This is a genomic window from Sorangium sp. So ce131 (genome assembly GCF_051519095.1).
Taxonomy (GTDB): Bacteria; Myxococcota_A; Polyangia; order Polyangiales; family Polyangiaceae; genus Sorangium.
The window spans coordinates 6496383-6517417 of the sequence record NZ_CP150455.1; the positions used below are offsets into that span (position 1 = coordinate 6496383).

14 protein-coding genes and 1 pseudogene are annotated in these 21035 nt (G+C 71.5%); 11 read left to right on the top strand and 4 right to left on the bottom strand.

Going from position 1 to position 21035, the window contains the following annotated elements; all coding sequences use genetic code 11:
- Positions 1–77 precede the first annotated feature (77 nt).
- A complete protein-coding gene (locus WMF43_RS23720; RefSeq protein WP_437683406.1) occupies positions 78–4784 on the top strand; it encodes an nSTAND1 domain-containing NTPase in 4707 nt (1568 codons plus the stop codon).
- 121 nt (positions 4785–4905) lie between these two features.
- Here the strand turns inward: WMF43_RS23720 and WMF43_RS23725 are convergent.
- Positions 4906–5145: pseudogene (locus WMF43_RS23725) on the bottom strand (alpha/beta fold hydrolase); the annotation flags it as partial.
- Between the two features lie 275 nt (positions 5146–5420).
- Between WMF43_RS23725 and WMF43_RS23730 the strand changes: the two are divergent.
- The 7 genes from WMF43_RS23730 (at position 5421) to WMF43_RS23760 (ending at position 14195) form a co-directional block, all read left to right on the top strand.
- Positions 5421–6872, top strand: a complete 1452-nt coding sequence (locus WMF43_RS23730) for a hypothetical protein (protein ID WP_437683407.1) — start codon at positions 5421–5423, stop codon at positions 6870–6872.
- Between the two features lie 108 nt (positions 6873–6980).
- Positions 6981–7592 carry an RNA polymerase sigma factor gene (locus tag WMF43_RS23735; RefSeq protein ID WP_437683408.1) on the top strand — a complete coding sequence of 204 codons (612 nt, stop codon included), beginning with the start codon at positions 6981–6983 and terminating at the stop codon, positions 7590–7592.
- On the top strand, positions 7589–8764 hold the full coding sequence (locus WMF43_RS23740) for a tetratricopeptide repeat protein (protein WP_437683409.1): 1176 nt from the start codon (positions 7589–7591) through the stop codon (positions 8762–8764). Before WMF43_RS23735 ends, WMF43_RS23740 begins: the two co-directional genes overlap by 4 nt.
- Positions 8765–8871: 107 nt before the next feature.
- Entirely contained in the window at positions 8872–9867 is a 996-nt protein-coding gene (locus tag WMF43_RS23745) for a hypothetical protein (RefSeq protein WP_437683410.1), read from the top strand.
- A gap of 63 nt (positions 9868–9930) precedes the next feature.
- Entirely contained in the window at positions 9931–10962 is a 1032-nt protein-coding gene (locus WMF43_RS23750; protein ID WP_437683411.1) for a hypothetical protein, read from the top strand.
- Between the two features lie 65 nt (positions 10963–11027).
- Complete coding sequence (locus tag WMF43_RS23755) at positions 11028–13088, top strand: PEP/pyruvate-binding domain-containing protein (protein ID WP_437683412.1); 2061 nt, start codon at positions 11028–11030, stop codon at positions 13086–13088.
- A gap of 564 nt (positions 13089–13652) precedes the next feature.
- Complete coding sequence (locus WMF43_RS23760; protein WP_437683413.1) at positions 13653–14195, top strand: chemotaxis protein CheX; 543 nt, start codon at positions 13653–13655, stop codon at positions 14193–14195.
- A 146-nt stretch (positions 14196–14341) separates the two neighbouring features.
- Here the strand turns inward: WMF43_RS23760 and WMF43_RS23765 are convergent, their stop codons facing one another.
- From WMF43_RS23765 to WMF43_RS23775, 3 genes are read right to left on the bottom strand one after another with little or no spacing between them, the layout of a single operon-like run.
- Complete coding sequence (locus WMF43_RS23765) at positions 14342–14689, bottom strand: hypothetical protein (RefSeq protein WP_437683414.1); 348 nt, start codon at positions 14687–14689, stop codon at positions 14342–14344.
- Positions 14690–14712: 23 nt separating this feature from the next.
- On the bottom strand, positions 14713–15168 hold the full coding sequence (locus WMF43_RS23770; RefSeq protein ID WP_437683415.1) for a hypothetical protein: 456 nt from the start codon (positions 15166–15168) through the stop codon (positions 14713–14715).
- An 18-nt stretch (positions 15169–15186) separates the two neighbouring features.
- Positions 15187–16647: a hypothetical protein gene (locus WMF43_RS23775; RefSeq protein WP_437683416.1), complete on the bottom strand. Its 1461-nt coding sequence runs from the start codon at positions 16645–16647 to the stop codon at positions 15187–15189.
- A 497-nt stretch (positions 16648–17144) separates the two neighbouring features.
- Here WMF43_RS23775 and WMF43_RS23780 point away from each other — a divergent pair, with 497 nt between their 5' ends.
- From WMF43_RS23780 to WMF43_RS23790, 3 genes are read left to right on the top strand one after another with little or no spacing between them, the layout of a single operon-like run.
- Complete coding sequence (locus tag WMF43_RS23780) at positions 17145–19961, top strand: nitrate- and nitrite sensing domain-containing protein (protein ID WP_437683417.1); 2817 nt, start codon at positions 17145–17147, stop codon at positions 19959–19961.
- A gap of 40 nt (positions 19962–20001) precedes the next feature.
- The gene (locus tag WMF43_RS23785) at positions 20002–20538 is read left to right on the top strand and encodes a chemotaxis protein CheX (RefSeq protein WP_437683418.1); all 537 of its coding nucleotides are present in this window, start codon (positions 20002–20004) and stop codon (positions 20536–20538) included.
- A 36-nt stretch (positions 20539–20574) separates the two neighbouring features.
- Positions 20575–20952 (top strand): response regulator, encoded by a 378-nt coding sequence (locus WMF43_RS23790; RefSeq protein WP_437683419.1) that lies wholly within the window; start codon positions 20575–20577, stop codon positions 20950–20952.
- Positions 20953–21035 lie beyond the last annotated feature (83 nt).

The window sequence follows — 21035 nt, forward strand, 5'->3', positions numbered from 1 at the left end:
GCGGCGGCGCGTCGGAATGTCCGGACGGGCAGGCGTGGGGTGAGACGCCGGGGCCGGTGTGGGTTATGGGAGGCCGTGTGCCGGCGCGTTCGGAGGGGGCGTATATCCATGATGATCTGCGCGGGGCGCTCGTGAGAGGGGAGTCTTCGCCCCTGGCGCTGACGCTCGAGCTCGCGCGCACCGAGGACGCGGGGGATCCGTACGCCTTCCGCTTCCAGGCGCAGACGTACAACGTGCGCTGGGAGAATGGCACTTACGCGGAAGCCGAGCTCAGGTGGGACGACGCGCTGCTCGCGGATCTCGCCGCGCTCCAGCGGACGCGGCCGGATCCTGCCGCGCGCGCCCGGGTTGGCGAGCTCTTGCGTATGTTCCTCGGCAGGGCCGGGTGGCAGACGCGCGAGGAGGAGATCGCCTCGGCGGTGGAGGGCGGTCGCGCCGTCCATTTGACGATCCGCGCCGCGGCCGCCGAGCTGTATGCCCTGCCCTGGGAGCTGCTCTGCCTGCGCGCGACGGGCGAGCACCTCGGCGAGCTGAACCGCTGCCTCTTGCGGTACGAGTGGCCCGGCACCGAGACGGCGACGCCTGTGCCGGATCCGCCGGCGGAAGGAGGGCGCATCCTGTTCGCCTGGTCCGCCGCGGGCGGGGACGTGCCGGCCGCCGCGCACCTCGGCGCGATTCGTCGCGCTGCGGCCAGGGGGCATCATGCGTTCGACGAGGGGCGCGACGTCGTGGCCGGCGTGTCGACGTCGCGCCTGCGCGAGGCGCTCGCCGGATCGCCGGTGGCCGTGTTGCACCTGCTCTGTCATGGGGGGCGGCTCGCGTCGGACACGGAGGCGTACGGCCTCGTCTGGAGCGGGGCGGAGCCTGGGGACGCGCCGGAGGTGATCGACGCGGCTGCCCTGCGCAGGCTGCTCAAGCCGCACGTGGGCGCGCTGCGGCTGGTGGTGTTGATGGCCTGTCACGGGGCGAACACGGGGGAGCCGGGCAACGCGCTCGGCGGGGTGGCTCAGGCGCTGCACCGGATCGGGATCCCCGCGGTGGTGGCGTCGCGGCGGCCGGTGTCGGTCGAGGGATCGGTCGTGCTGACGGAAGTGCTCTACGAGCGGCTGCTCGTGCAGCTCGCGGCGCTGGAGGAGGCGTTCCTCTGCACGCGCGAGGAGCTCGCGGAGGACCATGCAAGCGGAGATTGGGCGTCTGTCCAGCTCTACGCCCGCGCGGCAGATGGGCCGGACCATCGGCCCTTCATCGTCCGGCCGTACCGGGGCCTGCTCGCGTTCCATGACGAGCACGCGCGCTGCTTCTTCGGGCGGCAGCGCGAGGTCGACGAGGCGGTGGGCAAGCTGTCGGAGCTCATCGAGGGGGACGCCGCCGGCAAGCCGCGCTTCGTGCTCGTCACCGGCGCGTCGGGGACGGGGAAATCGTCGCTGGTCCTCGCCGGCGTCGCGCCGGCGCTGCAAGCGAAGGACGGGGGCCGATGGCGCGTGGTGCCCATGCGGCCGCGCAATGGCATGGCGGCGATCGAGGCCGCGCTCGCGTCGCGGGGACACGCGCCGCTGCTGCTCATCGTCGATCAATTCGAGGAGATCTTCACCGATATCGCCGATCCGGCAGCGCGCGTCGCCTTCGTGCAGAGGCTCTGGGCGCTCGCGGGCGATCCCGCCTCGGAGGTCAGCGTGATCGCCACGCTGCGCGTCGACTTCCTCGGTCGCTGCGGCGAGATCCAGCTCGGCGAGGGTGAGCGCGACCTCGAGGAGGTGGCGTACGACGAGGCGCACCGGGTCTTCGTGCGCCGGATGAAGCGGGACTGCCTGCGCGAGATCATCCTGGAGCCGTCCGCGCAAGTGGGCCTCCGGTTCGACGAGGGGCTCGTCACGCAGGTGCTGAAGGACGCGGGCGACGAGCCCGGGGCGCTGCCGCTCGTCGAGTACACGCTCGATCAGATGTGGCAGAAGCGCGTGCGGGAGGGCTCACGCTACCGGCTCACGTGGGAGAAGTACAACGCGCTCGGCCGCGTGACCGGGACGCTGGCGAAGAAGGCGGACGAGATCATCGCCGGGTTCGACGAGCTGTGCCGGCGGGCCGCGCGGCGGCTCCTGGTGCAGTTCGTCGATACGCGGGAGGACGCGCTCCTCGATACGCGCCGCCGGCTGCGAAAGGACGCGCTGCGACCGGGACCGGTGGCGGAGGCGGCCGTCTTCAGCGAGGTGCTTGAGGCGCTGGCGCGCGAGCGGCTCGTGGTGGTGAGCGAGGACGAGGCGAGCAGGGCTGCGGGCGAGAGGGCGGAACGGGCGACGATGGTCGAAATCGCCCATGAGCAGCTCATCCGGAGTTGGGGCCAGCTGCGCGCGTGGGTGGATGAAGACCGACGGATGCTCGCGGAGCTCAAAGAGCTCGATACATGGGTCGGGGAGGCGAGGCGGTACGAGCAGCTGCTCGAAGGCAAGAAGCTCACGGTTGCGCGGGAGCTTCTCAGAAAATACGAACCGGAGATCAGGCCTGACGCGCGTGAGCTCATCCGGCGGAGCGAGGAGGAAGGGGAGAGGAAGGCGCGTGAAGCAGAGACGCTGCATCAGCGCGAGTTGGCTCACGCACGACGACTGCGTGACGCCTTGTTAATGGCCGGCACCCGCGAGCTCCTCGCGCGCAAAAATCCCACGATGGCGAGCAGGCTTCTCCTCGAAGTCTCCGACCCGGATGGAGCACCCGGATGGCTGGAGCTCATCCATGACGTCTTGACCTCGGGGGTGTGCAGAGCCGCGTTGCGCGGGCACGAGGCACCGGTCCGATTCGCGGCGTTCAGCCCGGATGGTCGGCGCGTCCTCACTGCGTCCGACGATAATACCGCCAGGCTGTGGAACGCCGACGATGGGATCCAAATCGCGCTAATGGAAGGACACAAGCGTCCAGTCAGATCCTTGGCGTTCAGTCCGGATGGCCGGCGCGTCCTCACCGCATCCTACGATAACACTGCCAGGCTGTGGAACGCCGACGACGGACGCGAGCTCGCGCTCTTCAAAGAACACGAGGCGCCGGTAATATTCTCGTCATTCAGCCCGGATGGCCGACGCCTCCTCACCGCGTCCTATGATAAGACAGCCCGGCTGTGGAACGCGGACGATGGACGCCAACTCGCGCTACTCGCGGGACACACTGGTCGCATCAAATCCGCGTCATTCAGCCCCGATGGCCGGCGCGTCGTCACAACGTCCTTCGACAAGACCGCCCGACTGTGGAACGCGGACGACGGACGCCAACTCGCGCTACTCAAAGGACACCAATCACTGGTAAGGTTCGCATCGTTCAGCCCGGATGGCCAGCGTGTCCTCACCTCGTCCGACGACACGACCGCTCGCGTATGGAACGCCGACGACGGGAGCCAACGCACACTCCTCAAGGGGCACCAATATACGGTTTACTCCGCGGTATTCAGCCCCAATGGCCGGCGTATCCTCACCGCATCCTTCGATAAAACCGCCCGGATGTGGGATGCCGCTGATGGACAACAGCTAGCGCTCCTCGGGGGACACGAAGCACCAGTACTCTTCGCGGTGTTTAGCCCAGGTGGCCGACGCGTCCTCACCGCCTCCGAGGATAAGACCGCCAGGGTGTGGAACGCCGACAACGGGAGTCAACTCGCGCTCCTCGCTGGACACGAGGCGCCGGTGCTGTTGGCGACGTTCAGCCCGGATGGATCGCGCGTCCTCACCGCCTCCGAGGATAAGACCGCCAGGGTGTGGAACGTCGCCTTCGAAAGCCAGATCACGCTCCTCAAAGGACATGAGGCACCGGTCACATCCGCGGCGTTCAGCCCGGATGGCGTGCGCGTCCTCACCGCTTCCAAGGATAAGTCTGCCCGGGTGTGGGACGCCGCCGATGGATGGCAGATCGCTCTCCTCAAGGGACATGAGGCATCGGTCAATTTCGCGGCGTTCAGCCCGGATGGCCAGCACGTCGTCACCGCCTCTGAGGACAAGACCGCCCGCGTGTGGAACACCGCCGACGGGAATCAGATCGCGCTCCTCAAGGGACACGGCCGCCGCGTCAATTTCGCATCATTCAGCCCGGACGGCCGGTACGTCGTCACCGCGTCGGAGGATACCACCGCCCGGGTGTGGAGCACCGCCGATGGGAATCAGATCGCGCTCCTCAAGGGGCACAGCAGTCGGATCAACTTCGCATCGTTCAGCCCGGATGGTCTGCACGTTATCACCGCGTCCAGCGATAAAACCGCCCGCATATGGAACGCAGCAGATGGCAGACAGCTAGCAATACTCAATAGACACCGTCGCACGGTCTACTCGGCGATATTCAGCCCGGATGGCCAGCGCATTGTCACTGCGTCCTACGACAACACCGCTCGCGTGTGGAGCGCCTCTGATGGAAAGCAGCTAGCGGTCCGCAAGACACGCGATTATTTGGTCGAGTTGGCGGCGTTCAGCTCGGATGGTCGGCGTATCGTCCCCGCGCCCGACGATGTCGCCAACCACGCGTGGAACGCCGCTGATGGCAGGCAGCCAATGGTCTTCGGGAGACACGACGTCTGGGCCCGGTCGGCGTCGTTCAGCCCGGATAGCCAGCGCGTCGTCACCGTTTCTAGAGATGGAAGCGCGCGGGTGTGGGCCGTCTCCGGTCCGCCGCTCCGGAAGATCCTCGCGGAGGCAACCACGGAGTGCCTCTCCCCGGAGCTGCGCAAGGCATACCTCGGCGAAACCGAGGCCGAGGCGCGCGCCGCGTACGAGGCCTGCGAGCGCAGCCACGGCCGGCTCCCCACCCCGCCGCGTTGACCACCCGCTCCAGCGAGAGCCATCCACGGAGACCTCCGCCGCGAAGACGAGGCGCCCGCGCGCGGTCGCGTATTCGCAGCTACCGCGCCCGGGCGCGCCCTGCCCGGTCCGCCGCCTCTCCTCAGCCCTTGATGAACGCCAGCACCTCGGCGTTGAACTCCCCCGCCCGCGTCTGCGCGAGGCCGTGGTCGGCGCCCGCAAACACCTTCAGCGTCGCCTTCGGCGCGAGCTTCGCCGCCTTCACCGCCGACGCCTGGATCGGCACGATCTGGTCGTCGTCCCCGTGGACGATCAGCGTCGGTACGTCGATCTTCTTCAGGTCCTCGCTGTAGTCGACCTCCGAGAACTCGCGGATGCAGTCGAGCCTCGCCGCGTCGTCCGCCGGGCTCCTCCGATTGGGCGCGGGCAGCGGACCGCCGGAGATCCGGTGAGCGGCTGTGCTCGGGCGCCAGAACGAACACGATCCGGGCGGCAGCCGCAAGCAAAGAACCACACGCGCTCGCCCTCCTCGGCGACAAGGCTCGTGTGCTTTAGCGATTCCCTCATTCGGCGGCCCGCTCGCCTGCGGCGCGCCTATCCCGACGCTGGAGGGAGGGGATGGTGCCCCAAGGGGAACGATGGTAGTTTCCGCGGCCCGTGCCGGCTGCGTCGCCCGCGCTCTCCCTCCGCGCTGCCCGAGCGGCCGCGAGCGCGGTCGCCTGCGCGCTCCTCGCGCTCCCGGCGGCGGCGGACGAGCCTCGCGCCGCCCGCAGGCCGGTGCTCGTCCTCACCGCCTTCCCGAGCGCTGACAGCATCGACAAGCGCGCCGTCGACCTCGTCGCGGCCCATATCCGGCCGCTCGGCGTCCGCCTGCAGGTCGTCCGTCCGGGCGCGCCGAGGCGGGCGCCGCAAAGGCTCCTCCCCGACGCCCGCGCGCTCGCCGAGGCGTGGGACGCGCGGGGCGTGCTCTGGATCGACGCCGGGTCGAGGCACGAGATCGCCTTGTACGTGGTCGAGCGCGACGGCGATCGGGTCTACCGCCGCCGCATCCCCGTCCCGCCCGGGCAGACCGCGACGGCCCTCGAGTCGCTCGCGAACATCGCGGGCGCCGTCGCCGAGGAGCTCCGCGAGGGGCGCGTCACCGCGCTCGCCGAGGTGGACGTCGCCGTGGCCGGATCGGCCCCAGCGGCTCCGCCTGCGCCCTCGACCGCCCCGGCGCCCGCCACGCCCCCTGCTGCGGCCGCGGACGCGGCGCATCGCCCGCCGGCGCCTGCGGTCGCGGGCTCGCCGGGCGCCCGCCCCGCGCCGACCCGGCTGCCCGCGGTCGGCGTCCTCGTCGGTTATGCCGGCTCGAGCTTCAGCCGAGAGGCGCCCTGGCAGAGCGCCGCCGCCCTCCGCGCCACCTGGGCGCCGGTCGATCCCGTCACCGTCGGACTGGGCTACGAGCTCATGCCCTCGGTCTCCCTCGGCGACGAGCAGCTCGCGTTCGACCTCGCGCGCCACCCGGTGTTCGCGACCGGCCAGGTCCGGCTCCGCATCCCGCTCGGCTTCGACCTGCAGCTCGGCGCCCGCGCCAGCGTCGATGTCGTCGAGCGCATCCCGCAGCGCAGCGCGTCGCCGCCCCCGTACCTGCCCCCGCCCCGGCTGCCGTGGGCCCACGCGCCGCCGCCCCCGTGGCGGCGCGGCCACGTGCGCCTGCCCCCGCCGCCGTGGGGCCATGCGCAGGCGGGTGTCCCCTCCTGGCCGTGGCCCGGGGAGCGCCCGCCGCCGCTGCCTCCGCCGGAGGCCCGGACCGACGTGCTCGTCAGCGTCGCGCCGGTCGCCGAGCTCGGGTACCCGCTCGTCGAGTGGCTTCGCCTCAAGGCGACGCTGGGCGTGGATTTCCTCCTGAACCGGCCTGACGCCTCCGTGCACCCGGGCCTCGCGCTCGATCCCCACCGGGTGCGGATCCTCGCCGGCCTCGGGCTGGAGCTCGGCGTCGCCTTCGCAGGCTCGCCGGCCCCGCCGGCCCCGCCGGCCCCGCCGGCCCCGCCGGCCCCGCAGGCCGTCGTGGGCGTGGCCAGGGGAGGAGCGCCGGCGCCGCATGAGCCGACACCGAAAGAAAATTGACCCGGTGCGGGCCGCGCGCCGCACCAGGTCGCGGCAATGGACGCCGCGCATGCACGGGCTCTCCGCACGGGCCTCGGAGCCCTGCCCGAGCCGCGCCTGGCCAGCGCCATGACGCGCCCCGCCCCCGCCCCCGCCCCGTCCGCGGCTGCGGCCGCAGCCGCGCCGCTCGATCTCGAGCGGATGCGCCGCGCCGGCGCGGGGGACCCGGAGGCCCAGGCGTGGCTCATGACGCACGTCATGGCGCGGGTCCGCCGGATCGCGCGGGCGTTCCTCCGCAGCTCGGCCGACGCGGACGACGCCGCGCAGGTCGCCCTGCTCGCGATCCTCGAGAGCGCCTCGACCTACCGCGGCGAGGCCGCCGTCGAGGCCTGGGCCAGGCGCATCGCGGTCCGGACGATCCTCCGCTACGTCAAGCAGCAGCGCCGGGACGGCGCGCCGGTCGCCCCGGAGAGCGCGATCGACGAGGAGGTCGCCCAGGCGCCGCACCAACCCCCCTTCGAGGCCCTCCCGCGCGAGGCGCGCGTGTACCTCGACGCGCTACCGGAGGCGCAGCGCAACGCGATCCTCCTGCACCACGCGCTCGATTACTCCATCGAGGAGATCGCGGCGATGACGGAGGTCAGCCCGGACACGGTGAAGAGCCGGCTGCGCCTCGGGATCGGCGCGCTCCGCAAGCAGGTGCGCCAGGACATCGCCGTCGGCCGGAAGAGGGCATCATGACAGGCACGCCGAAGCTCGAGATCGATCTGGACCGCCTGCCAGCCCTCCTCGCCGCGGAGGCGCGCGGCGAGCCGCTCTGCCCGGAGGACGAGGTGCTCCTCCGCCGCGCCGAGCACGAGGATCCCGAGCTCCGCGGCGAGGCGCCGTTCTGGGCGGCGCTCGGCCGGCTCGGCGACGCGCGCGGCGACGGCCGCGAGCTCAGCGACGCGGCCATGCTGGAGCGGGTGCTCGCGCGCGCCCGCGGCGAGCCCGCGCCCGCGCCCGCGAGCGCGGCGAGGCCGTGCGCGACGCCGCGGCCGACGGTGCGGCGCGGGGTCGCGGGCGCGATCGCCGGCGCGGCCGCCGCGGCGACCCTGCTGGTCGCGCTCGCGGCGGAGCTGGTCGACGGACCTGCGCCGGCGCCCGCGCCGGCCGGGGGCGAGGCGGTTGATCCGAGCGGCGCGCCGCGGGCAGCCCCGGGCCTCGCCGCGCCGGCGCCGGCGGACGAGCCCCCGCCCGGCGCAGACGCAGGCGCGGCAGAGCCCCCGCCCGACGCAGGCGCAGGCGCGGCAGAACCTCCGCCCGGCGCCGCCGCCCCCGCGGCAGAGCCCCCGCCCGGCGCCGCCGCCCCCGCGGCAGAGCCCCCGCCCGGCGCCGCCGCCCCCGCCGCAGAGCCCCCTCCCGGCGCCGCCGCCCCCGCCGCAGAGCCCCCTCCCGGCGCCGCCGCCCCCGCGAGCGAGCCTGCGGCCACCGGCGCGGTCGACGCCCGGGATCGCGCCCCGCAGCCGCCCAGGCCGCGCCCGGAGGAGCCCGCGGCGACCGCCGAAGCGCTGCTCCTGCGCGCGCAGGCCCGGCTCGCGCAGGGCAAGGGCTCCGAGGCGAGCGCCGCGTACCGCGCCCTGATCGCGCAACACCCGTCCAGCCCCGAGGCGCGGGCGGCGCTGGTGTCGCTCGGGCAGATCGCGCTCCACCAGGGCAAACCGGCGGAAGCGCTCGGCTATTTCGAGCGCTACCTCGCCGGCGCCGGCGGCCCCCTCGGCGCCGAGGCCCGCGTCGGGCGCGTGCAGTGCCTGCGCCGGCTCGGGCGAACGGCCGACGAGCGCGCGGCCATCGCCGATTTCCTCGCGCGCCACCGCGAGAGCGTCCACGCGCCGCGGCTGCGCGCCCGCCTGTCCGAGCTCGACGGCAGGTGAGCGGCGCCGGCAAAAAAAATTGACCCACCATCTCGCCAGACCGCTACCTGGTCACCGAGATGTCTCAAAAACTTCACAATGATGTAAAATTCCTTCCCCGGCGCGGATTGCGCGCCAGCATCCTTTGCGGGGCCCTGAGCCTCCTGTCGCTCCACTGCTCGAGCTCGCCGACGGACGGCAACGACCCGCCGGACACCGGAGGTGCCGGCGGCTCCGGCGGTTCCAATGGAGCGACCGGCGACCCTTCGCGCCTCGTCGGCGCCTTCCAGGTGCGCTCGCTGCCCGCGGCAGACGGCGCCGAGGCGGCCGGCAGCACGTCGGTGCTCGGGAAGATCTATGACGGGCCCACGCCCGCCGCGATCGTCTGGGAGGTGCAGGCCGAGGAGGGGAGCTGTCAACTCCTCACGCCGCGTGTCCCCTTCTGCAACGAGCCCTGCGGGGGCAGCGCCGTCTGCGTGGAGGACGACACCTGCCAGGCTTACCCGACCGCGCACAGCGCCGGCTCGGTGACCGTGACGGGCCTGAACCTCGAGTCGGGCGAGGCGTCCGTCGTGATGACGCCCACGGCCAACAACTACCAGCCGCCCGCCGGCGTGAAGCTCCTCTACCCGCCCGCCGACGAGGGAGCGGTCGTGCGCTTCGAAGCGAGCGGCGATTACTTCGGCGCCTTCACGCTGGAGGCCAAGGGCGTGAGCCCTCTCGAGCTCCTGAACGACACGATCCCCCTCGACTCCGGCAAGCCCTTGCAGCTCGATTGGACCCCGCCGGGGCAGGCCGGCATCTCCACGGTCCACGTGAAGCTCGATATCAGCCACCACGGGGGCACGAAGGGGATGATCGAGTGCGCCGCCGACGACACCGGCTCGCTCGAAGTGCCGGCGTCGCTCGTCACGGAGCTCCTCAACCTCGGCGTCGCTGGCTTCCCGACGGTCATCGTCACGCGGAAATCCGTGGGCTCCACGACGATCGCGCCCGGCCGGGTCGAGGTGGTCGTCTCTTCCCAGGTCGAGCGATCGGTGGAGATCGCGGGCCTCACCTCGTGCAACGACACCTCCCAGTGCCCCGAGGGCCAGACCTGCCAGAGCGACCTCACGTGCAAGTGAGCCTCGCCGAGCCGGCGCAGTGAACAACCCAGCGTAGCTTAACAAGAAAAGGAAACGGAGATTATGACACGCACGCATCGCTCCTTGCTTCTCTCTCTGCCCCTCGCGCTGTCCTCGCTCGTGGTCGGCTGCTCCGGCTCGGATTCGAGCTCGGAAGCCCCGGAAGACGGGACGACCGGCGCGTCGTCGAGCTCGGGCGGCGGCACGACGACCTCGAGCGGCGGCACCACGGGCTCCAGCGGCCCCGCGACCTCGGGCGGCGGGACCACGACCTCCGGCGGCGGGACCACGACCTCCGGCGGCGCCACCACGACCGAGAAATTCAGCTTCTTCGTGACCAGCCTGGTCGCCATGCAGGAACTATCGGGCTCCCAAGATGGCTTCGGAGGCGACCTCCGCTTCGGCGAGACGGGCCCGGGCGCCGGGCTCCGCGGCGCGGACAAGATCTGCGCGGCGATCGCCGAAAAGAGCATGCCTGGCGCGGGGAGCAAGGGGTGGCGCGCCTTCCTGAGCGCCGTGGCAGGCGAGGATGGCAATCAGGTCAACGCGATCGACCGGATCGGCGAGGGGCCCTGGTACGACCGGCTCGGCCGGCTGGTCGCCAACAACAAGGGCGAGCTGCTCAACGACCGTCCCACCGCGGCCGATCCGGCGATCATCGATGATCTGCCGAACGAGGACGGCGTCCCCAACCACCAGCCCGACCCGAGCCAGGCCGAGGTGGACAACCACGACATCCTGACGGGGACCAACGAGGAAGGGAAGCTCTACAGCGCCACGGCGACGTGCAAGGACTGGACGAGCGCGCTGGGCGATAGGAACGCTGAGGGGAGGCCGCGCGTCGGGCACTCGTGGCCGAGGAACTTCGGGCCGGGCGGCGGCGGGCAGGGATGGCCCGGCGGCGAGGGAGGGCCCGGCGGCCCGGGCGGGCCCGGCGGCGACATCAACATGGCCAACTGGATGTCGTCCCTCGATGAGTCGGGGTGCGCGCCGGGCGTCAACCTGATCGAGATGGGCCCGCCACAGGAAAACGTGCCCACCGTCGGATCCGGCGGCGGTTACGGCGGGATCTATTGCTTCGCCCTGACGCCCTGACGCCCCGGCGCCGGCCCACCGGCGCACCCCGCCCCCCGATCAGCTCAATTGTCTCAGGAGGATTCATGCACCAACGCAATCGCATCACGTCGATCCTCGCGATCGCCCTGGCCTCGGCGGCGCTGCCGGCCGCGTGCGGCGGCGCGGGCGGCACCGGCCCGGCCGCAGAGGTCTGCGAGCGCAAGGGCGACGAAGCGTCGACGGAGTTCCTGGAGCGCGTGGGGTGCGCCGCGGACTTCGAGGCGCTCGCGTCGGCCCCGCTCGACGCCAACCTGCCCGGCGCGCGGTCGGTCAAGGTCGTCCTGGATCAGGCCGACCAGAACGCCCTGTATTTCCAGAACAGCGAGCTCTACCCGATCCACTACGACTTCGTCTCGACGCACCTCTCCGGCGACGGGCTGCCCTACGTCCCTCCCCTCGCCGATTTCAACGCGACCGAGTACTTCACGCCGGATCGTCGCTTCGTCCTCGGCGCGGTGACCCATTACGAGGGCCCGGGCACGTGGGCGGTCGAGATCTCCCCCTACGACACCGCGTCGGCCGACATGATCGCCGCCCTGTTCAAGGCGGTCCAGGGCGCCGCCTTCTTCGGGCCGGAGCTCGCCTTCCACCCCACGTCGGAGGCCGTCGCGGTAGAGGCCGAAAAGCTCCCCGCCGACATCCCCGTCGTCAGCACCGGCGATCTCTACGCCGAGATCGATTACCAGCCGCTCTCGCTGGGCACGGCGGTGGGGCGGCTCCGCTTCGTGAAGGCGGCGGATCTCGACGGGGAGTACCTGTCGCACCAGGACATCGTCGTGCTCGACGAGGCGCCGAACGATATCTCGGTCGTCCAGGGGATCATCACGGAGGAGTTCCAGACGCCGCTCTCGCACGTCAACGTGCTCTCCCAGAACCGGCGCACGCCCAACATGGGGTTGCGCGGCGCGATGAGCCACCCCGAGCTGCTCGCGCTGAAGGACAAGCTGGTCGAGCTCACCGCGGGCGCGTCGTCCTGGAGCGTGCGCGAGGTGAACGAGGCGGAGGCCGAGGCGTTCTGGGAGGCCCACAAACCCACGCCCGTCACGCTCCCCGAGCTGGATCTGACGGTCACCGAGCTGACCGACATCGAGGAGGTGACCCCCGAGCCGCCGAGCGGCGAGGCGCTCCGGGACGCGATCAAGAAGGCGGTCCTCGCCTTCGGCGGCAAGGCGGCCCACTACTCGGTCCTGGCCAGGACCCCTGATGTCCCGCTCCAGAAGGCGTTCGCGATCCCGGTCTATTACTACGACCTGTTCATGAAGCAGAACGGGTTCTACGACCAGATCGAGGCGCTGCTCGCCGACCCGAAGTTCACCACCGATCCGGCGGTCCGCGACGAGCAGCTGAAGGCGCTCCGCGACGCCATGAAGGCCGCGCCCGTCGACGCCGATTTCCAGGCGCTCCTCCAGGCGAAGATCGAGGCGGAGTACCCCGGGCACCCGATGCGCTTCCGCACCAGCACGAACAGCGAGGATCTCGAGGGGTTCCCGTGCGCCGGCTGCTACGACTCCAACACCGGCGATCCGACCGACTGGGAGGACGTGCTCGACGCGATCCGCAAGACGTACGCGAGCGCCTGGAAGCTCCGCACGTTCGACGAGCGCACCTATTACGGCATCGACCACCGGTCCATCGGGATGGCCTTGCTCGTCCACCACAACTTCCCGGACGAGGAGGCGAACGGCGTGGCCGTGACCAACAACCCGTTCGACCCGACCGGGGTCCAGCCTGCCTTCTACGTCAACGTGCAGACGGGCGGCGACGTGGAGGTCGTGGCGCCGCCCGCCGGCGTGACGAACGACGAGTTCCTCTACTTCTTCAGCCAGCCGAACCAGCCCGTCACCTACCTGACCCACTCGAGCCTCATGCCGGAGGGCCAGACGGTGCTCTCGGCCGCGCAGGTCCATCAGCTCGGCGTGGCGCTCGACGCCATCCACGCCCGGTTCTCCGCCGCTTACGGCCCCGCCGCGGGCAACAACGGCTGGTACGCGATGGACGTGGAGTTCAAGTTCGACGACGACGCGAGCCCGGGCGAGCCGCCGACGCTCTACATCAAGCAAGCGCGCCCCTACCCCGGCCGCGGAGCCGCCGCCCAGGCGCCGTGACGCGCCGCGCGGTGCCCGGGCGGACCGCCCCGCGCGGCCGCCTCGGGGCGGCACGCCGTGGTCGCGCTATCGCATCAGCATAATTTTCCAGCCTGCGCCCGTTCGTGAGCGCTCGATGATCGTCTTGATGAACAAGGCTGATCAATCCGCGCAGGAGCGGGAATAAGCCAAAAGGCAAAAGCCAAAAGCCAAGAATCCGACACGCTGACATACCACACACCGTCGACGCTTCAGCGCGACCAGCGCCCGCTGCGGCCGGACGTTGGAAACCTGCGCGCGCTGGGACTACCCACAAAGGGGCACATGTCAACCCGAGTGAGCAGGCGCGTCGCGTTGTATTCGCAGGCCCCTCCAGAGAAGAGTGTTGCCACAGGAGGGCCCGGCAGGATACGCTGTATGTTTATCATGAGCCGTCGGCGTGGCAGTGATCTGGATCATCAGTCCGACATGCGGCCGGGGCCCATGCGCCATGAGAGCGCGATCGTCGAGCGCCGCGACTCGGCCTCCCCGTCGCGGACCGTGCCGCCGCCAGCGCCTTCGCGTCCCGCCTCGCCCAGCGATGGCGTGCCTCAATCGCGGCCGCCCGCGTCGCGCAAGGTGCGGACGATCGACGTCCTCATCCAGGGAGCGACCGTGGAGCTCTTCCACTTCTACGGCGTCGCGATCGCGCCGGTCGACGCCGGAGAGGTCCGCGAGGAGGCGCGGGTCCACAGCGCGCCCACGAGCACGGTGAACTTCCACGCGCCGGGCTTCGCCGGCGTGCTGGCGCTGTCCGCGAACCCGGGCGTGTACCGCGCCATGGCGGACCTGCCGCCCACGCTCGATGGCATCGACGACTGGATGCGCGAGGTCGCCAACCAGCTCATGGGAAAGGTGAAGAGCCGCATCGCCCGGTTCCAGATATCGCTCCACACCGAGCTGCCGCAGCTCCGCCAGCCGGGCGACGTGGAGCGCCGGACCCGGAGCTGTAAGCAGCAGTTCGCCTATTCGTTCCGGACCTTGAAGGGCGAGGTGCTCGTCACGCTGAGCGGCGACTTCGATGAGGGCTCGCTCGTGTTCTCGAACGCATCCCCGCTCCCCCTCGACGGCAAAGTAATCCTGTTCTGAGCGGCGGTGGCCCGCTTCGGATACGGGCCCATCTCGGCGTTTTCGGTGCTCAGCGCACAGGAGTGCGCTTCCGCGCCGAAAACGCCGATCTGGGCCCGTCTCCTGTGCGGGCGACCGCCGCTCTGGGACGCATGAGGAAAACCGATTTAGGAGGCGCCGGAGCCGCCGCCGCCCGCGCCGCCTGCACCGGCGGCGCCAATGTCGCCGCCTGCACCGCCGGTGCCGGCTGCGCTGCCTGCGCCGCCTGCGCCGCCTGCGCCGCCTGCGCCGCCGGTGCCGCCGGTGCCGCCGGTGCCGGTGCCGAACCCGGTGCCGGTGGAGCCGGTCGGCGGGGGCAAAGGATACATGCACGAGTTCGCGAAGACTATCTGGCCCGGATCACAGGGGTCCGAATCCCAGCATCCCACGAGCATCGCGGCGCAGGCGGCGCCAAACGCGACGAACAGGGCCCTCGAGCGGGCGAGCGGCATGATGCGAGACGGGCGGGTGTCCATCGTTCGTTCCTCTCTCCAGGGGCTCACGGCGGCACGACCTGGCCGTCGCGGATGCGCGCGATCACCTTGACGGAAGGGTTGACGTCGCTGGCGGCGACGTACCCGATGCCGCCAGCCTCCTCGCCCACGATGCGGAGGACGGCGCTCGCACTCGATACCTTGCGCGGCGGGCGCTCGCCGCCGCGGATCTTGCGGTCGATCCAGTAACGGGCGACGCCCTCGGGCTCGAGGCCCAGCACCGCCATGTCGAAGCGCTGCCGCAGCGGGGAATCCTCGGGGAGGTTCAGCGGCACCGCCGACCTGCCGTACCACTCGGTCCGCGTCGTCTGGAAGATCGGGCGGAGCGTGTCGCGCCCCGCCGACCGGACAGGGTTGGCCTGGTTGACGACGACGACGATCTCTTCCTCCACCGCGAAGGACGAGGCGGACGGGGTCATGCCGAGCAGGGCCAGGAGGAGCAGAAGGGATAAACGCTTCATGGTTGCGTCGAACCTCTCTCAGAAGGCCAGGATCAGGCGAGCCAGCGCGCTCGTCGTGTGGAAGTCCGGAAAGGTGCTCTCTTCGCGCAGCGCGGTCGTGATCGTACGCAGCACCTGGGTCCGGAGCGTGACGTCCGGGGTGACGTAGAAGTTCAGACCGCCGCCGAGCTGGAACATCGTGTCGTGCGCGAAGAACGGCGCGTGCAGGACGGCGCCGATGACGAACGGCTCCATGTTCAGGAAGTCCATCCGGTGCGCCGCCACGGCGTACGTGGAGGTCTTCCAGGCGTCCGGCGCGTAGGTCCCGAACCCCTCGCGTTTCCCTTCGTCGTAGATCACGCGGACGACCGCCGCCTCCGCGCGCAGGCGCGTCGCCCCGACGTCAAGCGAGGCGTCCCCGGCCCAGGTGTACTCCCGGAACGACCACGTCGAATGGATGTCCGTGCTGCCCTCGAGGAACTTGTAATCCACGACCCAGTCGCGGGCCCTGCTCGCAATGAACGACGCCCCGAGCTTCAACGTCATCTTGCCGGGGTCCTCGTAACTGGCGTGCAGGCGGCCGCCGAAGCCGCGGTTGTCGTCGAAGGCGAACGGCGCGTTCTCGTTGCGCCCGTTGCTCACATAGGCGTTGTACCCGAGCTCCCACGCGCCCGTGAACGCGCTGCCATAGACCATGAGCCCGGTCTGCCGCGTGGGGAACAGGCGCGAGCTGATGAAATAGGGAATGGCGGCGGTGATGAGCACCGGGCTCCCATGGTCGACGTTGTAGATGCCGATCGGGGTGAAGAACTGCCCGACGCGCACCTTGAAGAGGTTGAAGCGCGTCCAGTCGACGTGGGCGCGCTCGATCGACACCAGCCCGCCATAGACGGTCGACGAGCCGAGCGCGGTCGCGGCCGAGTCGAAGCTCCCGTACGGCTCCGTGGTCACCCGGCCATCGACGCCGGGCGGCGGCGGCGTCACCGGGACCGGGGCGCCGCCGGGCGCGGTCGTGAACCGCAGCTCGCCGAGGAAGCGGAAGTGGTCGCTCGGCTGCGCGTCGAGGTAGAGGTTGAGATTCCCCACGACGAAGTTCAGGGCGTTCGCTTGCGGGAGGGCGGCCGCGAGGCCCGAGTTCTCCGGGACCCACATGCGCTGGACGCCGACGTCGATGAAGCCGTAGAGCCGGAGCAGCTCTCTGCCGTCGTCCTCCTGCGGCGCCACCTGCGCGTCCTCGAGCGCCGTGAGGCGCTTCTCGAGGTCCGCCGCGCGCTTCTCCGCCGCGGCGAGCCGCGCCTCCATGGCGGCCTCTCCGGTCGCGGCGGGCGCGGCGGCGGCCGCTCCGGTCGCAGCGCTCTCGGCAGGCGCGACGCCGGCAGGCGCGGCGGCGGCCGCTCCGGTCCCGGCGGGCGCGGCGCTCACGGCAGGCGCGGCGGGCGCCTCCGGGGCGGGGCCGGCGCCAGGGCTCTGCGCGTACGCGAGCGTCGCCGTGACGAACACTCCTCCGAACGCGGCGCTCGAAGCGCATCCGAGGCGCCATGCCGGCGCCCCCCGCCGTCCACTCCGAACCATCATCATCGCTTGCTCCCTGCTCGCAGAGCCTCGTTGCGCCGCTCGTTCGCCTCGCGCGCGCTCTTGCAGGCTCGCGAACTTCACGCGTAGCGTACACAGGAACGCGAGAACGTGGAGCCACGACGTGCTCCGCTACATCTCCGGTGCTCGCGGAAAGCGAAACGTCGCGACAGGGAAGAGCCTTGTTCAGAAGAACGCACATGGTACGCGATCAATGTCCGATGACGGCGCTTGAGAGAGGCGCCGTCGTGGTACCGTGCGGCGCTCCCTCGCCCCGTGATCGACGTGAGAGCGCGGCGCGGGTGCTCTAGCGTTCGCGGAGCCCGTCCTTGTGAAGCACACGAGAGACGAGCGACCTTCGGGCCGCAGCGGCCAACCCGAGGGGACGGGTGTGCATGCCGAGATTGCGTAAAGCCTCGATTCGGTTGAAGCTGTGGGCGCTCGCAGGGGTGCCTGTGGCGGGCGCGCTGCTCCTGGCGGCGATGATCGTCGGCGACGCGCGGCGCCAGGCGGCGAGGGCGGCGGCGATCGGCTCGCTCGAGGATCTCGCGCAGCTCTCGTCGATCATGGCGCAGCCGCTGCACGCGCTGCAGAAGGAGCGGGCGTGGACCGCGCTCGTCGAGGGGCTGGAGGTCCGGCCTCCGGACGCGCGGGACGCTGACGGCGCGCAGGGCGCGCAGGGCGCGATGCGGCGGTTCGAGCGCGCCGCGGCGCTCGCGCGCGCGAGCGGCCAGCTCAGGGACGCGCGGGCGGCGACCGACGAGAGCCTCGCCCGCCTCGACGCGTTCCTGGCCGAGCGCGACCTCGCCAGGCTGCCGCACCGGGTCGCCCGCGACCACGCCGAGGCGCACGCCCGGGTCGGCGAGCTCGGCGCCTTCCGGGACCGCGCCGACGCGAAGACGGTGCCGCTCGAGGACGTGCTGAAGGTCTACGGCGGCATCAACGCGAGCCTGATCCGGGCGAACGCCGGGCTCTCCGAGCTCACCGACGAGGGAGAGCTCCTGCGGAGCATCCAGTCGCTCGTCGCGGTGCAGGAGTTCGCCGAGCGCGCGAGCCGCCAGCACGCGCTGCTCGCGCACGCCTTCGCGTCCACGCAGTTCGAGCCCGGCGCCTTCAAGACGCTGGTCACGCTGATGACGGAGGAGCAGCTCTATCACGAGGAGTTCCTCGCCAACGCGTCGGAGTCGGCGCGGGCGCTCTACGAGGCCTCCCGCTCGGACGCGCGCGTGCGGCGCGCCGACGACCTGCGCGACGCCGCGATCGCGTCGACGGACGAGGCGCTGTCCACCGATCACGACGCGTGGCTCGAGGCGCAGCAGGCGCGCGTCGACCGGCTCGCCGCGATCGAGCACGAGGCGCTCTCCGGCATGCGGGGCGCGGCGGCGACCAAGGCCGCGGACACGCGGCGGACGATGCGCAACGGCGTCCTGGTCTCGACGTTCGTGCTCCTCATGTCGGTCGCGCTCGCGTTCGTGCTCGTGCGCGGGATCTCCCGGTCGCTCGAGGTCCTCGGCGAGGCCGCGGCCCGCGTCCGGCGGACGCGCGACTACACGACGCGCGCCCGCAAGACCGCCGACGACGAGTTCGGGGCGCTCACGGACGCCTTCAACGAGATGCTGGCGGGCATCCAGGCGCGCGACGAGGCCCTCGAGAGCCACCGGCAGAACCTCGAGGCCACCGTGGCCGAGCGGACCTGCGAGCTCGAGAAGCGCAACCAGGAGATGCGCCTCGTGCTCGACAACGTCGATCAGGCGCTCGTGACCATCCACCGGGACGGCACGATGGAGCCCGTGCACTCCGCCGCCTTCGCGCGCCTCTTCGGGGCGCCGACGCTCGAGGAGCACTTCGCCGACCGCATCGCCGACCACGATCCCCGGGCGCGCGCGTTCCTCAAGATGGGGTGGGAGGCCGCGATCGAGGACTTCCTCCCGCTCGAGGTCGTGCTCGACCAGCTCCCGAAGGCCCTCTACCGCGACGGCCGCCACCTCGCGCTCGGCTTCAAGCCGATCCTGTCCGGAGAGGGCGAGTTCGGCGGCGCGCTGATGGTGATCACCGACGTCACCGCCACGATGGACTCGCTGCGGGAGTACGAGCAGCAGCGCGAGTACATCCAGGTGTTCGAGCGCGCCGTGAAGGATCGGTCCGGCCTGCTCGGGTTCGTGAACGACACAAGCACGCTCGTCGACGCGGTGAGCGCGCGGACCATCTCCGAGGTGGACCACGTGATGCGCCTCGTGCACACGATCAAGGGGAACGCCGGGCTCTGGGGCGTGACGAGCGTGGCGAAGGTGGCGCACGAGATCGAGAGCTTCGTCGTCGAGGAGCGCTCGCTGCCGTCCGACGAGCAGATCGGGGCGCTCCGGGACGCGTGGAGCGCGTTCGTGTCGCGCGTGAGCGGGCTGCTCGCCGGGGCGGCGCACGCGTCGCGCGCCGACGTCGGCCACGAGGAGATCGAGGCCTTGCTCGAGCTCGTGCGCCAGCGCCGAGAGTACGCCGAGCTGGAGCGGGCCGTCGGCGCGCTCCGCGACGAGCGGACCGAGGTGCGGTTCAACCGGATGAAGGACCAGGCCGAGACGCTGGCGCGGAAGCTCGGCAAGCCGCGGCCCGAGGTGCGCATCGACGCCGGGGGCGTCCGGCTCCCCGTGGCGCGCTTCGCCGCGATGTGGCAGGCGCTGGGCCACGTCGTGCGCAACGTGATGGACCACGGGATCGAGCGGCCCGAGGTGCGCGAGGCGGCCGGCAAGCCGCCGAGGGGCACGCTCACGCTCCGCTCGCGCGCGACGGCGGACGAGATCGTGATCGAGATCGGCGACGACGGCGCGGGCGTCGACTGGGAGCGCGTGCGCGAGAAGGCCGAGGCGATCGGGCTGCCGAGCGCCACGCGGCGGGATCTCGAGGCCGCGCTGTTCTCGCCCGGCTTCAGCACCGCCGAGCAGGTCACGGACGTCTCCGGCCGCGGCGTCGGCCTCGGCGTCGCGCTCCACGAGTGCCGGCGGCTCGCCGGCCGGGTGGAGACTGACACGGAGCTCGGCAAGGGGACGACCTTCCGCTTCCGGTTCCCCCGGGAGCTTCAGGAGCCCGCCGGCCCGCCCGCGGGCGGGGCGCCCTCCAGCCCGCCGCCGTCGAGCGCGCGGGGCGCGCTCCTCTCCACCTCGCCGCGCGGCGGATCGAGCCCGAGCCTCTCGCCGGGCGGCGCCGGCGGGGCGCCGGTCGCGAGCCAGCCAGGTCGGGTGACGCAGTGAGCGCATCGGCGATTCAGAGCGAGATTCCGAGGAGATCGAGATGAATTCGGAGAGCTGGCACCGCATCCATGACGAGCTTGCGGCGTCGTGCGTCCACCTGTTCGGCGACAACGGCGTCGAGATCCGGCTGCTGGAGAGCGCGGAGCCGGAGGCCACGCCGGGCAACGCGGTGGTCTCCTTCATCGGCTTCACCGGGGATCACCTCCGCGGGAGCCTGACGATCGTCGCCCCGGTGGCGCTCATCACGCGCAGCCACCCGCTGCGAGAGCAGCGCGCGCTCGACGAGGACATGGTGTGCGACTGGGCGAGCGAGCTCGCGAACCAGCTCCTCGGGCGGGTGAAGAACCGCCTGCGCCACCTCGGGCTGATCATCGTGCTCTCGACGCCGAGCGCGGCGATCGGCGATCACCTGCGCGCGAGGGAGGAGCAGAGCGAGGGCTTCCGGCGGCTCCTGTTCGACGCGGGTACCGACCGGCTCACCGTGCTCTTCGACGCGATCGCCCCGGACACGGCGCTCGAGCTCGAGGAAGTGGACATGCCCGATCCGCAGCGCGAGGGCGAGGTGCTGCTGTTCTGAGCCGCGGGGCCGCACGCGCCCAAGGAGATACGACAGATGCCCAAGAAGATTCTTCTCGTCGAGGATTCGAGCACGGTCCGCCAGCAGGTCGGCATCCTGCTGTCGGAGGCGGGCTACAGCACCGTGGAGGCGGACAACGGCCGGGACGCGGTCGCGGCGGTGACCGCCCACGCGGGGGATCTGGCCATGATCATCGCGGACGTGAACATGCCGGTGATGAACGGCATCGAGATGCTCCACAGCCTGCGGGAGAAGAACCTCGCGCCCGGCGTGCCGATCCTCATGCTCACCACCGAGGGGCAGCCCGAGCTCATCGAGAAGGCCCGGAAGGCCGGCGCGAAGGGCTGGATCATCAAGCCGTTCAAGCCCGACCTCCTGCTCGCCGCGGTGAAGAAGCTCGCCGGCGAGCCCTGAGCCTCCGGCGCGGGCGCGGCGGGCGCCGCGCTGGGCGAGATCGTCGAGCACTGGGATTCGCGGCGCGTGGTGCTCGCCTCGAC